This is a genomic window from Chryseobacterium sp. X308 (genome assembly GCF_020733145.1).
Lineage (GTDB): Bacteria > Bacteroidota > Bacteroidia > Flavobacteriales > Weeksellaceae > Chryseobacterium > Chryseobacterium cupriresistens.
In genome coordinates this window covers 15,244-30,381 of sequence record NZ_JAJFZH010000027.1, presented here as the reverse complement: position 1 = coordinate 30,381, position 15,138 = coordinate 15,244, and the positions used below count along the sequence as shown (strand labels likewise).

The following is a 15,138-nucleotide window of genomic DNA, read 5'->3' as shown; positions in this document are numbered from 1 at the left end:
TATGATTCTGAATCCAAAATTTCCACTTTATTTACCAGGAGTAGAGAACAGTAATAATGATAGTGTTTCTATCATTGGAGCAAGTCTCCGTGAAGATATAACAATCTTAGGCTATTTTGTTTCCGGGAACGGAGGTCTTGAGATAAAAGTAGAAAATACATATGCAACCAAAGAATATGCTTCCTTTTCAGATATTTTAAAGAAGTTTATTCAGGATAATCAGCTTGAAAATGTAAAACGTCTGGGAATGGCAGTGCCAGGTCCTGTATTGGACGGGAAAAGCAGTCCTGCAAGATTAGGTTGGCATTTAGATATTGCCGAATATACCCGCGATTTCGGGTTTGAAAGAGTTGATATGCTGAATGACCTGGAGGCTTCTGCTTATGGAATGGCTCTTCTTGAAGATAATCATCTTGAAGCGATCTATACAAGCGGACACCTTGAAAAAGGAAATGTAGCAGTTCTGGCTCCCGGAAACGGATTAGGAGAAGCCGGATATTTCTTTGACGGAAAATACCTGAGACCTTTCGCAACAGAAGGAGGGCACTCAGAATTTTCACCAAGAACCAACGTAGAAGTTGAATTTTACCAGTTCTTAAATAATATCTATGGTATTGTAAGCTGGGAAAATGTGTTATCTAAGTCAGGGTTATTCAATATTTACAGATTCCTGAGAGATGTGAAAAGACATCCGGAACCGGAATGGTTAGGAGAACGTCTTGCGCAGGGAAATTTTGTAGAAGAACTTTATAAAGCGGCTGTTGAGGAAAATGTACTGATCTGCAGAATCGCTTTGGATACCTTCCTTGAGTTCCTGGCTAGAGAGGCTAATAACTTAACATTAAAATTAAAAGCTACCGGAGGATTACTGATTGCCGGCGATATTCCACAGATGATTGCAGAATATATCGATAAGGGGAAATTCTATGAGAAATTCAAGATCAGTGATAAAATGGAGGAAATGCTTAAAAACATTCCGATCTATCTGGTCAAGCAAAACCACACTGCATTAAATGGTATAGCACTTTATACGGCTTACTATCAGGTATAAAATAAAGCTCCGAAGAAATTCGGAGTTTTTTTATGGGATGATATTATTCATGAAAATTATAAATTTTATTGATATACATCAATGAAATCTATTGAATAAGATACCTACCTTTGTATTGTTAAATAAGTAAACAACTCTATTCAATGAAAAAAATATTTTTATTAGCAGTTTTAGCCGGAGGTTTAGCGTTCGGACAGTCAAAAAAAGTAGTAGCATCTGATGTACACTGGTGGGGATACAAAGTAGCAAAATCTGAGGCCAGCTCTCACGACGGTACTGTAAAAGTGAAGTCCGGAGATATGGTAATGAAAGGAAACCAATTGGTAGGCGGAAGCTTCGTATTGGATATGACTACTATCAGTTCTACTGACCTTACAGGAGAATACCAGCAGAAATTAAACGGACATCTTAAGAATGGTGACTTCTTTGAGGTTGAAAAATTCCCAACAGCAACGTTCAAAATTACAGGAGTAAAGAAAAACAATGATAAAATCTACAATTCTCTTGTAACAGGAAACCTTACTGTAAAAGGAAAAACCAGCCCGATCTCTTTCCCTGCGAAGATTTCTTACAGCAAAGGAGTAGTAAGTTTAGTATCCAACAAATTCTCTTTCGACAGACAGAAGTTTGATGTAGCTTACAAGTCTACTATGCAGGACGTTTTTGTGAAAGATGATATTGATATGCTTGTAAAGGTAACTGCTCAATAAATTAATCAAAAAAAGATTATTAAAAGTGTAGAAGTTCTACACTTTTTTTTATTTTTGTTGAATTGTAAATAAAAAAGAATGAAAAGATTACTATTGTTTGCTATGGTGTGCGCAAGCATGTCATTTGTTTCTGCCCAGAAGAAATTTGATAAAGTGTCAAAAGTGACTTCATCAGAGATCAGATGGTGGGGGTATAAAGTGGTAAAAACTGAAGAAACTTCCCACTCAGGAACAGTAAAGCTGAAAAGTGGAAAATTTAACTTTGACCATACGGTCCTGGTAGATGGAGAGTTTATTATCGATATGAGAAGTATGATGGCGGGAGATGTTTCTGATGAAGATCAGATCAAGCTTACTAATGATCTGAAAAGCTCAAACTTCTTTGAAGTAAAAAAATTCCCCATTGCAAAATTCCATTTGACTAAAATTATTCCTTTAGCAAACAGTGAATACAATTCTACAGTATACGGTGATCTTACCCTTAAAGGAGTAAGAAAAACAATCTCGTTCCCTGCGAATGTATACGTTACCCAGTTCACAACTTCTATTGAATCTGCGAAGTTCTCCCTGAACAGAAGAGACTTTAAGGTATTCTATCAGTCTTCATTGAAAGATTATTTCATTAAAAACGAAATGGACATTCAGTTTAAAGTTTCTACAGAAATGCTGGATAACGAGAATAGAGTTCCGAAAAAGAAAAAGTAAAATATATTCTATTGATACAGAAGAGCAGTTCGTGAGGACTGCTTTTTTTATTTTCCTTATATAAAGATCTGATCCCGCACTTCTCTTGTTTCTGTATTTTTTATAAATTAGTGGTATGAAAATTTATATCGTAAGCGGTCTGGGAGCAGACTTCAAGGTTCTTGAAAGAATAGAGTTTCCCAAACACTGTGAATTGATTTTTATAGACTGGCTTATTCCTGAAAAAAATGAGCCTTTCGATGCCTATGTTAAAAGAATGGCAGAGAAAGTAGACGATTCCGAGCCTTTCTATTTGTTGGGGTATTCTTTCGGAGGAATTATTGTGCAGGAGATCAATCAATTGAAACCTGCAGAAAAAGTAGTGATTCTGGGAAGTATAAAATCGGACAGGGAAAAATCCAGATTCATCAGGACAGGTGAGATTACAAAAATTCCAAGAATACTGCCTGTAGGTTTGTTCAACGACAAAGCAGCCAATGTATATGCCGTTGTCCGAAAGCTTTTTGATCCTAAAAACCCGAAACTCCTTCAATATTTTAAAGTAAGAGACCCTTATTACCTCAAATGGTCCGTAGAAAAAGTTTCCGAATGGAAATTTGAAGAGAATCCCAATGTCATTCAGATATTAGGTGATAAAGACATTGTTTTTCCCATCCGCTATTCAAATCCGAATTATGTGGTGAAAGGAGGAACACATCTTTTTCCGGCCACTAAATCCAAAGAAGTTTCCAAAATACTGGCAGAGATTTTTTCTGAAAAAACTGAAAAAGTTACGGATTAAATGTTTTTTTTAGGGGTGTTTGATTTAAAAGTGTAGTTTTTATGGAATTTATATTTAAATTTGATAGGGTTAAATATAAATTTTATGAAAGTAGGATTAAAATGGATCGTTTCATTCTCTGTTATCGCAATCGTTGCCATTGGTGGTTTATTCTGGAATCCGGCTGCCGATATTCCTGATACAAGGGAATTTTTAAGTGAAGATAAAATTGTCGGCGCTGATGTTGCCTGGATTCTGGCCGCGGCGGGACTTGTTTTGCTCATGACGCCAGGGCTTTCCTTTTTTTACGGAGGAATGGTCGGAAGGAAAAATGTAATTTCTACCATGCTGCAGAGTTTTATTGCCTTAGGCGTTATCTCCATGGTTTGGGTGGTTGTAGGGTTTTCTCTGTCCTTCGGCGAATCTATTGGGATTACAATTGCCGGAAAGCATTACGGTATCATTGGAAATCCACTCAGTTATCCATTTTTTAAAGGAGTAGGAAATCTACCTCATAAACTGATGGCTCCCACGATTCCTTTTATTCTTTTTGCCTTGTTTCAGATGAAATTTGCTGTTATTACTCCGGCTATTATTACCGGATCTTTTGCAGAAAGGGTTCGTTTTATATCTTATTTATTGTTCATTGTTCTTTTCAGTATATTTATTTATACGCCGCTTTGTCATATGGTGTGGCATCCTGATGGTCTTTTAAACAAATATTTCGGGGTAAAAGACTTTGCAGGGGGAACCGTTGTACATATGAGTGCCGGTTTTGCTGCACTTGCCGGAGCTTTGGTGGTAGGAAACAGGAAGAATCCTCACCATGAGCCGTCCAATATTCCGTATGTGCTTCTGGGAACAGGAATGCTGTGGTTCGGATGGTTCGGATTTAATGCCGGATCTGCTTTGAGTGCTTCTGCATCTGCGGCTACCGCTTTTGGAACAACTACCATTGCTTCTGCTTCAGCGATGATGACCTGGATCTTTTTTGACAGAATCAATGGGAGAAGTGTATCGGCCTTAGGAGCCTGTATAGGAGCTGTAGTAGGATTGGTAGCTATTACTCCAGGGTGCGGTTTTGTAAGCATTCAGGAAAGCCTTTTTATCGGATTTATTACAGCTATCGTTTCCAATCTGATGGTGAACTGGAAGGTTTTAAAAAAAGTAGATGATACCCTCGATGTTTTTGCCTGCCATGGAGTAGGAGGGATTATGGGAATGATTCTTACCGCCATTTTTGCTCATGGTGAAAATGCAAGTCTGCTTCATGGCGGGGTTGATGTTTTTCTTCATCATATGGCAGCCCTTGTTTTGGTTTCTGTTTTTACTTTTTTAGGTTCATTAATTTTATATAAACTTACCGATTCCATGATCACATTAAGAGTTTCTGAAGAGTCTGAAAATAAAGGGCTTGATCTTTCGCAGCATGAAGAATGCCTGCAATAGCTTTTATATTGTGATGATATGTTGATATCATTAAAAATTTGAAGGTATATTTCAGGATTTATCATGTATCTTTGTTTCTGAGGAAAATGACGAATCATTTATGGAATCAATATCGGTTTTTGAAATTATTAAAGTAGGAATAGGTCCGTCCAGTTCACACACGATGGGACCCTGGAACGCAGCAGCAGCATTTATCAGGATTATAAAAAGAGAAAGATCAATAGAAGAAGTTAAAGAGGTTTTTCTTGAATTCTTTGGCTCACTCGCAAAAACGGGAATCGGGCACGGAACTGATATTGCGGGAATGCTTGGGTTGAATGGAGAAGATTTTAAAACGATCAATACTTCAAAAATTGATGAAAAGATAGATTACATCAAGAGTACTCAAACCATTAACCTTGGTGGTGAAAAGGTAATTCCATTCATTTACGGACATCATTTGGTTTTAAACATGAAAAAGAGCCTTGATTTTCATCCGAACGGAATGATCTTCAGAGCTGTTTTCGAAGACGGAACTGAACTCGTGCAGGATTTTTATTCTGTAGGTGGCGGTTTCATTGCCAGCCAGGAAAAAAACTCTATTCAGAAGCAGTGTGTACGTACGCTGTATCCTTGTCATAAAGCTTCAGATATTGCAAAATATTGTGAAAAGCTGGGATTTGATAAAATGTCAGATTTGATTTTCATGAATGAAGAAAGCTGGAGAACCCAGGAGGAAACTAGGCAGGAAGCACTTTATATCTGGAAGCAGATCAAAGAATGTATCTACAAAGGTGTCAATAAGGAAGGAGTTCTTCCTGGCGGACTGAATGTTTCTCGTAGAGCCGCAGGGATCAACAGAAAGCTGCTCGGAGATAAAATCTATAAAAACAAAGACGAATGGTTTCAGCAGGTGGTAGACGCTGAAGAGAACTTTACAAATATCAACAAATGGATTGCCTGCTTTGCACTGGCTGTGAATGAAGAGAATGCAAGCTTCGGAAGAATTATTACCGCACCTACCAATGGCGCAAGTGGAGTTATTCCGGCGGTATTGATGTATTCTCAGGCATTTACCCCATTTACGAGTGAGGAGGATATTATAAGATTCTTGCTTGTAGCAGGAGAAATCGGGACCTTATTCAAGAAAAATGCAACTATTTCTGCAGCGATGGGAGGATGTCAGGCGGAAATCGGAGTATCTTCTGCAATGGCAGCAGCCGGACTTACAGAAATCTTAGGAGGAAGTGTAGGACAGGTATTGATGGCGGCAGAAATTGCGATGGAACATCACCTTGGATTAACCTGCGATCCAATTAAAGGGCTGGTACAGATTCCATGTATTGAAAGGAATACGATGGGCGCGATGAAAGCCATTACGGCAGCCAATATTGCACTGGAAAGTGATCCCACGAAAGCAAAAGTAACATTGGATGAAGTGATTCTGACCATGTGGGAAACCGCTCAGTCGATGAGTGACCGTTTTAAAGAAACTTCGGAAGGCGGACTGGCCATTGCAGTCAACGTTCCGGAATGTTAATAGAAATCATTTTATTTCAAAATATAAAACCCTTAGCCACTATGACTAAGGGTTTCTTAATAAAATAAAAGTAAAAACCGTCGGGCTTTTAGTATCGTATAAGGATTTTTATCTTAAAATTCCTCTGATTCTGTTGGCGTTGGAAATCAATTCTTCCAGATATTCATAGTTTTCTTTTTCAAGCGCAGATTTGAATTTTCTGAGCTGAGTGATATGTTCGTTCAGAACGTCCAGTACATTTTCTTTGTTTTGCTTAAAGATAGGAACCCACATTTCCGGATGCGACTTGGCAAGACGAACGGTACTTGAAAAACCGGAACTGGCAAGCTGGAAAATCGTTTCTTCTTCACGTTCTTTTTCCAATACGGTATTGGCAAGGGCGTAAGATGTAATATGGGAGATATGGGAAATATAAGCAGTATGAACATCATGATCTTCTGCATTCATATAAATCATATGCATATCGAGAGCATTGACTACTTTTTCAACGGTAGCCAGAGCATCGTCTGCCGATTCTTCTTTGTTGCAGATGACACCAGCTTTTCCCGAGAAACTTTCAGCAATAGCGGATTTTGGACCGTTGTTTTCCGTTCCCCACATCGGGTGGAACGCCACAAATCTTGACCGTTTCGGGTGGTTTTTTACCGCATGTACAATGCCTGCTTTGGTGGAACCTGCATCCATTACCGTCTGCTGGTCAGACACAAGATCCAGAACAGAAGGCAATAGTTTTCGTGCAGCATCTACAGGAATAGCAAGAATAATCAGATCCGAATTTTTAATTCCATGTTCAAGATCTACTCCTGCATCAATGATTTTAAGTTCCAGTGCGTCACTGATATGCTGTGTATTGTTATCGATTCCGTAGATGAAGCTGGCCAGGTTTTTTTCTCTTAATTTCAAAGCCATCGAACCACCGATTAATCCCACTCCAATAATACTTATTTTCATCTTTTTACATTTTTTAAAATAAAAAAACCTCGTCCCTAGGACGAGGTTTTAAATTATATTCATAAGAATCCCTATCCCAGAGCTGAGGTAAAAATTCTATAATAATATGTTCCGTTGTTAAAAATCACAGAGCAAAGGTATAAATATTTTTTTAATGAGACGAAATTTTCTTTTCTAAATTATCTGGAGCTGGGATGAATTGTTTTTTTGATGATGTTTTTTAGGATCTGTAATTTTTTAAATTTCATTAATATTAAGATCAATTGCCTTTTTTATATCAAATGATATATTTTTAAGTTTTGTATTTAAAAATATATCTATTATAGTATCCCTTTTTTCAATTCTAAAACTATAATTTGGATTTTGATCTGTAGTGTTTGTAATTTCTTTCTTTCCTAAGAATTTTATACTGTTATTGTTAACATAATAAATAAGAAATAGGTGACCATTTTCTAAAAAATTGTCTATTAAAATTACTTTTTCATCATTGTTTTTAAATAAGAAAGTTTCATATCCTAGATCACTTGAACTATTTGATTTATCAATGTAATTTTTATTATTACTGGTAAATAGGATTGCATTTCTATTAAAAGAAATTGATAAATTATTGTCTCTATCAGAACATTGATTTGAGTCGTATTTTTCACCAGTACAGTTTAATTGTTCCGGTTTAAAATCAATAGGAAAATTTCCAAGTTTATTTGAATTCTCCTGTTTAAGATTACATGAAAAGAATATTGTTAACAATAGAATTGAAAAGAGTTTCACCATTTGATTAAGTTATTTATTCAGATTTTATTCTACTTTTATGAACATATCCTTTTTTACCTGCCTTAGAAACCACTAACCACCAATCTCCGTTTTGGTCTAAAACTTCAACTTCTTCACCTGTGTTGATTTTTTCCAGGATTTGGGAAGAAGAGTTTTTCTCCTTCCTTAGATTGGTAAAACCATCACTATCCTGAATGATAAAATTGGTATTACTTTCTTTTTGGTAAATGTATTTCACATAGTCTTTTAAAGTAGGTAAATCATAAAATTTATTTTTTTCCAGATTTGATTTATATGTTGGATTTTTATTTAAATAGCTCTCAATATCACCTTGTATTCCAACTCTTAATTCTCTCTCAAATAAATAAGATATTGTTTTTTCAGGTTCAAAATATTCTTTTGGAGATGATGATATTTTACTTATAATATCACCTATTCTTAAATAACCATCACCTTCTTTAGCATAAGAAAAGTCTTCAACTTTACCTTTATAAATAATAGTTTCTATGTCGTCAAATATTTGTTTTTTCAATTTTTTATACCCGCCAGAATCTATAAAAATTAACTGCTCCATATCGGAAAGACTATTAAAATCGAATTTTTTAAATACTGATTCTACAAGCTTTTTATCCTTATTGTATCCATAGTAAACAACTAAATCGTATAAAAGACTGGAATTGTTTGTTTGCAGCCAAACATAAGATACGGGAGTATTATAAAATATATAAGAATTAAAATGATACAACAAGTCAGGATTCATAAACTCTGGTTCGGCAGCACCAGCATCCTGAATGAAAATAAATTTATTTTCTTTAATAGCTACCTCTGGAAACATTGCCGGACGTAAAGCAATTATGGAATTTTTATAATCTTTCAAATTGAAAGAAAATATATCCAAAATTTTTTGATTAAAGGTATTTTCATCAGGAAATTGAAATTTTCTTTGCTCTAATATTTTTTTCGCTTTATTGATAAATTCAGGAGACAGGTCATCATAGTTTGATTTTGTGCCGTCTCCTTCATCTGTAATATTATAGGGTGCTGTTTTTAAAGAGTTCATATCTTTTTTTGTTTCTTTAATTTTTTGTGATTTATTTTCTTGCCCATTACATGATATGAAAAGAGACAAGCCTGCTAAGAGGTAAGCTGTAATATTTTTCATTTTCTTTTTTTTAAATTCCTGTCCATTTTTTAGTTCCAAAGCTGGAGTTGCTCCATGTAGATTCTTTCACCTTTCTTTCCTTAACAATAAAACGGACAGGTTTCTTATCATTTAATGGCAAGTCTGGTAAGTTGTCAATTAATTTTTGAACAGGACTTGTATCATTTCCTGAATTAAACGTAAAACATCCAACAGAAAAACGTGGAGTATAATGGTGTAAAGCTACTCCTCCTCGTGTACCATCAGGTCCGTCAATACCATTTTCAGCAGAAGCTGATTTACTTTCAGAATCAATTACATATATTTTATATTTTTGTCCGGAAACACCTGGTACAAGATAGTATTCTCCTGGTGGAATTTCATTATAGGTGCCAAATCTCTTATCTGAATGTTTTAAAATTTTTCCTTTACTAGTAGAAGTCTGATGTGTATCTCTACTTAAATAAGTTACATAGTCTGCCTCAGGTAATTTATTGTTTTTTTCTAAATTATAATATGTGTTTAAACTCATATTTTTGTAGACGCTTGTTTTATACATTTTCCATGAAAACTCTGTAGGTTTAAAAGCATCATTTTCTATTTTTGTATCTGTACCAGAAACAACAACAACAGTTCCATCTTCCTTACCATTATTTACTTTTCCTTTAGGTTTGCATTTATCTACTTGCAGTATTTCTACAGCTTTTTTGAAGAATCTTTTTCGTTCATCTAAACCCACTAAAGCGGGATTGACAAGTGAGGTGACATTTGTTACCGCCTCATCACTTATTTCTGTGGCCTTACCACTGATATTACCTCGTTTCCAAAATGCCAGTGCAGATAGCATGGAATCCTCAGAGGAATTCACTAATTTATATGGATTATCATTATCTACCCAAGTAACATTTTTTTCAAATATATTTTTTGCAGTTTTCTGTATATTTAAATAATTATCCCTCCAAGTAATTTGTTTGAATCCTTTTCCACTATATCGCCAACCATCATCTTTATCAGTATTATTTTTACCATTTGGATGAGTTTTTCCATAAATTGCATTTGCTACAGTTTTCCAATTTTTAGAATCTAAAGATAAATCTGAAAGTCTTTTAGCTTCTGCACGTTGCTTTTCTAAACTACCAAACTGCTTAAAATAAGAAAAAAATAATTTTCTCATTCTTTCAGGGTCTCTGTACCTGAAAGCTTCTTGTAAATCATAAAATTTAGATTCTTGGCATAGTTGAGCGATAAAATGTGCTTTGGTAATACAAGTATTTATGTCAGCTTTTTTTCTATAACTATTTAGAAATGGTAATGCAGCTTTAATAAGTGAGTCATCTTTTATAAGACATGTTTCGCTACCATTTTTATTTTTTTTACTTACACATATTGATTTAATTTGTTCTAAGGTTATATCCTTCTCACAATTCGGACATTTTCCATTTTCTGGTTTGGGATCTTGCGTTTTTTGTACCCCCGCCGCACTTTTCACCTTCTCCACCTGCATCAGTCCTTCCGAATTTACCCCAAATTTCTGAGATTCTGCAGAAAGATCTTTGGAGATAATTTCGATGAAATAATTTTGTGTATCGGAATCCGGATCGCCGATAGGAGAGTCTATTCCTTTTCCGAAAATGTCTTTGGTAATGACAAATCCTGAAGTATCACATACATCGGCAGGAATTTTAATATTTCCGCTTCTGTAAACTTCATCATTGGAAGTGGTATCATATTCCCAGACTACATATTGGATGTGTTTTCCCACCATATTTTTAGAGTGGATTCTTACCCTTACTTTATCTCCTACAGCAACTTTGGAAAGCTCTTTTCCTGTATCATCAATGAAAACAGCTTCTATAATATTGCCTTTAGGATCCGGCTGTTTGGGACCACCTCCTTGTCCGGCCGGGAATTTTGGCGTGTGTTTTTCAGGTTGCGACTTGGGGTTGGGCTGATTTTGAGGCTGTCCTTTATAATCCGGATTGGCTACAGCTACATTCACCTGGCTGGCTCCCTGAATTTGCCCTGAATAAGTGGCTGTAACATAATATTCATGATTCGCGCCTTCATTCCTGTCACCTTTCATCAGAAACTGATTGGCCATCTGACGAAGGATTTTTTCATCAGACATCAGAGGTATTGACACTTCTGCAATCCCTTTTTCATTGACGCGAGCCTTATAGCTGCGGGTGTGACGGTTGTTTTTGTTAATATTGGCATCGTGCCCTTTTCCAGGAGCGTCATCTTCCCAAAGGTGAAACTCAATTTCTTTATTAAACATCGCAATACAATGAGCCTGTGCAATAAGAGTATCACGGTAGCTGGCTCTATTGACGTCTTTTGCTCCTCTGTTGAAGAGTACTACTTTATCAATCTTCGGAACTTTGTTGCTTGTTGGTATTAATACACAGCTTCCAGCCAGTTCTCTGGTAGAGGGAAGACCAGGTAAAATTCCTTTTTTAGTTTCATAGACTTTCATTTGAAACTCTATTCCCAGCGCTATTTCCCCAAAGTTGTACGTCACCTTTTCACCTGTCTTGGGCTTTCCGGTGATGTCTTTCCAGCTTCCGTTCTTTTGTTTCTTAAAAAGATACCATTCATAATCACCTTTAAGACCAAATGAAAGTCCTGAAGGTTTTATTTCGTAGGTATAGGTTGTTCCTACCAGAGGATTCTGATTCCCGATAATAGTTCCTGTCATGGCTTAGCTATAATAAAGTTGGTCTGTATCTCTTGTATCTTCCTTGAATTCATCAAAATCCACAACGGGATTATAAACCTGCTGTTCCTGCGTACTTGCTTTGGCAACCTGGCTTTTACCGACTTCGCTTTGCTGTCCGTGTTTGAGGATGGTAATTTTCCCTCCCGTACTGCACATGAGTTCTGAGATTTCCGTAAGACAGCTTTTCCCCATCACTTTTACTTTTTCATATGTCTTCTGCCACTTTCCGGCTGGAGCATAAGCACACGGAAGATATCCTCCCGAACTTGGCTTGAGTTTGCATTGTCCAAACGGCTGTGCCGCAGGATCGAGCTGAAGATCATCCTCTGTTACGGCCAGATAATCAGCGTTTCCTTCTTCATCATTCCAGTAGTGTTTCTGATGGCTGGTCACTTTAAATTTTGGAAATTTAAATCCCTGATTACATTGCACGGTTCCTTTCTGCACAATGAAATATTTTCCTTCATGAGGACTGGAACCACTGTCTTCTTTTTGATCCTCCTTTTCTTGTTTATCACTTTGTTGTTCCGTTTTTCCGGATGGCTGCACTTCATTTTGTGGGGTTTCTTCCGTTGAATTTTCTTCATCAGAACCTACATTTTCTGTAGATTCCTCCTGAGAAGATGCAGCTATACTTTGAGGTTCTGTTTCCTCAGCCATGAGCTGTGGATCTTCCGGAATCAAAATCGTTTTTCCCGGAACAGGTTCCTGCATGACATCTTCCGGCGGACAGTGGAGATTATGGTAAGTTTTTAAAATACCTTCATTTTTCAGCTTAAACTGCCGGGCCAGAGAACTGAAAGTATCGCCTTTTTGTGTGACATAATTTTTCATATTATCCTTGTGTTATATTGATGTGATGTTGGTGTATCAATACCTCTTCATGGCTGAGTAAAACCGAGGCTTTAGCCTGAAGAAGATTCTTATTTTTAGTGTGAGTGGTGTATTCTAATACAATATTTCCTGAAGCAGGTCTTGCAGCCGGTTTTTTGAGCCTGATCCCGCGCATGATCTCCTGTGAGGTACATAATTCAGTGATTTTTCCGCTTAAAATAGTCAAAACAGAGTCCTCTTCTTTATTTTTATGTTCAGGTTTGATTTCACAGGCTACCGGAAATGAATTCCGTAAAAAATAAAAAGATTCTGTCCACTTTATTTTTCTCCGGAACCAGTCTGTTTGGGGAAACAGAGCCTGAAACAGCAGTGTGCTCTGAAATTGCTGTAATAAAAACACTTCATTGCTGATGTTCCTTTCAAAAGAATCTATATAATTTCGAGCGACTTCACCTACATAAAACTCTTCAAGATCTTTACGCTGTCTGCTAAAAGTTTCCGTGATTTTTTTATGATCTGCCAATCCTTTTATCCTGCCTTGTTCATTAAGAATAAATTCAAGCGGCATAATACTTTTCATGCAGGCTATAGAAAGGCCGCTTACCTTATCATCCGGTTCATTTCCTCCGGATTTAAAGTCTCTCTGACTGTAGCTAAGGATATACAGACCTGTGTTTTTGTCTTTTCGGAGATTTACATCAATGGTATAATCGATGTTAACTGAAGATTCGAAAGACGTTTCAAAAGTCTCATTAATACTATAAGTCTGGGCCCAAAAGGAATCGGAGAACTGGCCGGGAAGACTGTTATTCCTTTCATTTTCCTTCTGCGATTCTGTTTTAAAATGAGTAGGGACAAAAATCTTTTTAACGTCATTAAGGTTTTCAAACCAGACTTTATCCATTTTCGGGCAATGGGAATTATGAAACAGCTTAAGCTCCTCACCGGTCATACCCAGCCGGGAAGCGATGGAGGTAAGCGTGTCTCCGTTTCGTACCTTATATTGTAAGAAATCAATTTCCATCCAATGTGAATTATCAGATAAAGCTATTAAAAAACTCTGTTGGAAATGAATTTTTGGGGTTAAATTTTAAAAATTGTAGTAGAATTACGACATGAAACTGATGGTGTGAAGAAACCACCCTGAAAACCATCCCGTCAAAAATTCTTTGAATTTTCGCCACCTCTCCAAAGTAGGTGAATGTTGTGTCTTCTGTTGAAGTTTTTGCTAAAATTGTGACTTTCTAATGTTTTTTTGTGCAATACAAGCTGGATTCCTACCGGAATGACACAATTGGAATGGTTGTCTTACTCATACAGTTTGTCATTCCGGTAGGAATCTAAATACTTATAAACTGGACGAGCATAGGGCTTTGGGGGTAGAAAACATCTGAAACTGGCTGAATAATGTCTATTATTTCTGTTGATCAGCTTTGATAATATTGAGCCTTTCTTCCACCTCATTGATTCTTTTAAGCCAATAGTTTATTCCTTCCTGATTGGTCACTGTTTCTTTGAAAGCATTACGGTTGACGGCCCATAGGTGTGAGCTGTTTTTCTGATAGTCCAGTTCACGTTCTTTTTTATTTTCAGGCTCTGTGCGGTATCTCCAGAATACCAGAGATTTCATGTATTCTGAACGGACTTTTTCCAGGTAATCAATAATAGCCTTCCGATCCTGCGGAATATATCCGGGACCAGAGCATCCACATGAATGAAAAGTGATTCCAACCGTATACAAATCCCGGATGTGAGCCCATTGCTTGTCATCATTTTTGGGCGGGGATTTAAAGTCAAGTCCCATATTGGCCATCAGATTCCCACATTCAGGACACTTGGCTTCCACAGAGGTCGGAGCATCCCGGTCCACATCTTTCAGGTGGCGGCGTTTGAATGTTTTCTGGCAGTTGAAACAGGCATAATGACCTTTGTAAACCATCATGGCATATCGGCACATAGTGTTCTCTTATTCTTTGGTTATAAGTTATTTTGTATTTATTTTTTCCTCTTCATTATAATTGATTCCCATAAAGCTGGCGGCGCTTCTCGGGTCGTAAACCGACCACACATCTCCCCAGGGAAATCTGAAGGTGCAGCTGGGATAAGGTTTTTTCTTTTTTTGGGTTGGCGGGCTGTCCAGGATTTTTGATAAAAAAGTGTTATTCCGGTGGAAAACCTTCATTTCTTTTTCTTCTGTCCATTCATTCCAGTCTTTGGCATCACTGTTTTTCCCTGTATTCATATGGATGATGTCCAGCTGATCTTTAAAAAAACACAGACTGAAAGATACCTGATATCCCTGTATTTCTACAGGCTTAAAATAATACCAAAAATATCCGGTTTTTACATCCCACAGATCATGATACTTTTCTTTATAAAAATCAGACTGTTTCAGCTGATCAAGACTCATTCCTTTATAAAGTCTGGTAGCAAAGGTTTCCAGCTCTATAACTCCATTTTCACTGTTAATCAGCATGTCCCAAAAAATTAAAGCCATAAATATACCCGTTTTTTCTTTACAGACAACG

The 15,138-nt window shown here is 36.7% G+C and carries 14 protein-coding genes; 6 read left to right on the top strand and 8 right to left on the bottom strand.

Annotated elements, in window-relative coordinates; genetic code table 11:
• Position 1: 1 nt before the first annotated feature.
• From LIV57_RS20495 to LIV57_RS20470, 6 genes are all read left to right on the top strand, one after another.
• A complete protein-coding gene (locus LIV57_RS20495) occupies positions 2-1,051 on the top strand; it encodes a glucokinase (protein ID WP_110009214.1) in 1,050 nt (349 codons plus the stop codon).
• 143 nt (positions 1,052-1,194) lie between these two features.
• Positions 1,195-1,761, top strand: a complete 567-nt coding sequence (locus tag LIV57_RS20490) for a YceI family protein (RefSeq protein WP_202839591.1) — start codon at positions 1,195-1,197, stop codon at positions 1,759-1,761.
• A gap of 78 nt (positions 1,762-1,839) precedes the next feature.
• Positions 1,840-2,466, top strand: a complete 627-nt coding sequence (locus LIV57_RS20485; protein ID WP_062671303.1) for a YceI family protein — start codon at positions 1,840-1,842, stop codon at positions 2,464-2,466.
• 115 nt (positions 2,467-2,581) lie between these two features.
• The gene (locus LIV57_RS20480; RefSeq protein ID WP_227944080.1) at positions 2,582-3,247 is read left to right on the top strand and encodes an alpha/beta hydrolase; all 666 of its coding nucleotides are present in this window, start codon (positions 2,582-2,584) and stop codon (positions 3,245-3,247) included.
• Between the two features lie 84 nt (positions 3,248-3,331).
• Positions 3,332-4,675: an ammonium transporter gene (locus LIV57_RS20475; protein WP_227944079.1), complete on the top strand. Its 1,344-nt coding sequence runs from the start codon at positions 3,332-3,334 to the stop codon at positions 4,673-4,675.
• 100 nt (positions 4,676-4,775) lie between these two features.
• Positions 4,776-6,194 carry an L-serine ammonia-lyase gene (locus LIV57_RS20470; RefSeq protein ID WP_227944078.1) on the top strand — a complete coding sequence of 473 codons (1,419 nt, stop codon included), beginning with the start codon at positions 4,776-4,778 and terminating at the stop codon, positions 6,192-6,194.
• Positions 6,195-6,302: 108 nt separating this feature from the next.
• On the opposite strand, the gene LIV57_RS20465 is transcribed toward LIV57_RS20470, so the two are convergent.
• The 8 genes from LIV57_RS20465 to LIV57_RS20430 all read right to left on the bottom strand — a co-directional run bounded on the left by LIV57_RS20465 (position 6,303) and on the right by LIV57_RS20430 (position 15,107).
• Positions 6,303-7,145 carry a prephenate dehydrogenase gene (locus LIV57_RS20465; RefSeq protein WP_137905854.1) on the bottom strand — a complete coding sequence of 281 codons (843 nt, stop codon included), beginning with the start codon at positions 7,143-7,145 and terminating at the stop codon, positions 6,303-6,305.
• Between the two features lie 237 nt (positions 7,146-7,382).
• Positions 7,383-7,916 carry a hypothetical protein gene (locus tag LIV57_RS20460; protein WP_227944077.1) on the bottom strand — a complete coding sequence of 178 codons (534 nt, stop codon included), beginning with the start codon at positions 7,914-7,916 and terminating at the stop codon, positions 7,383-7,385.
• A 13-nt stretch (positions 7,917-7,929) separates the two neighbouring features.
• The gene (locus tag LIV57_RS20455) at positions 7,930-9,078 is read right to left on the bottom strand and encodes an SH3 domain-containing protein (RefSeq protein WP_227944076.1); all 1,149 of its coding nucleotides are present in this window, start codon (positions 9,076-9,078) and stop codon (positions 7,930-7,932) included.
• 10 nt (positions 9,079-9,088) lie between these two features.
• Complete coding sequence (locus LIV57_RS20450; protein ID WP_227944074.1) at positions 9,089-11,755, bottom strand: glycoside hydrolase family 19 protein; 2,667 nt, start codon at positions 11,753-11,755, stop codon at positions 9,089-9,091.
• 3 nt (positions 11,756-11,758) lie between these two features.
• On the bottom strand, positions 11,759-12,610 hold the full coding sequence (locus LIV57_RS20445) for a PAAR-like protein (RefSeq protein ID WP_202839562.1): 852 nt from the start codon (positions 12,608-12,610) through the stop codon (positions 11,759-11,761).
• 1 nt (position 12,611) lies between these two features.
• Positions 12,612-13,634 carry a LysM peptidoglycan-binding domain-containing protein gene (locus LIV57_RS20440; RefSeq protein WP_227944071.1) on the bottom strand — a complete coding sequence of 341 codons (1,023 nt, stop codon included), beginning with the start codon at positions 13,632-13,634 and terminating at the stop codon, positions 12,612-12,614.
• A gap of 390 nt (positions 13,635-14,024) precedes the next feature.
• A complete protein-coding gene (locus LIV57_RS20435) occupies positions 14,025-14,567 on the bottom strand; it encodes a hypothetical protein (RefSeq protein WP_227944070.1) in 543 nt (180 codons plus the stop codon).
• Positions 14,568-14,594: 27 nt separating this feature from the next.
• Entirely contained in the window at positions 14,595-15,107 is a 513-nt protein-coding gene (locus LIV57_RS20430) for a hypothetical protein (RefSeq protein WP_227944069.1), read from the bottom strand.
• Positions 15,108-15,138 lie beyond the last annotated feature (31 nt).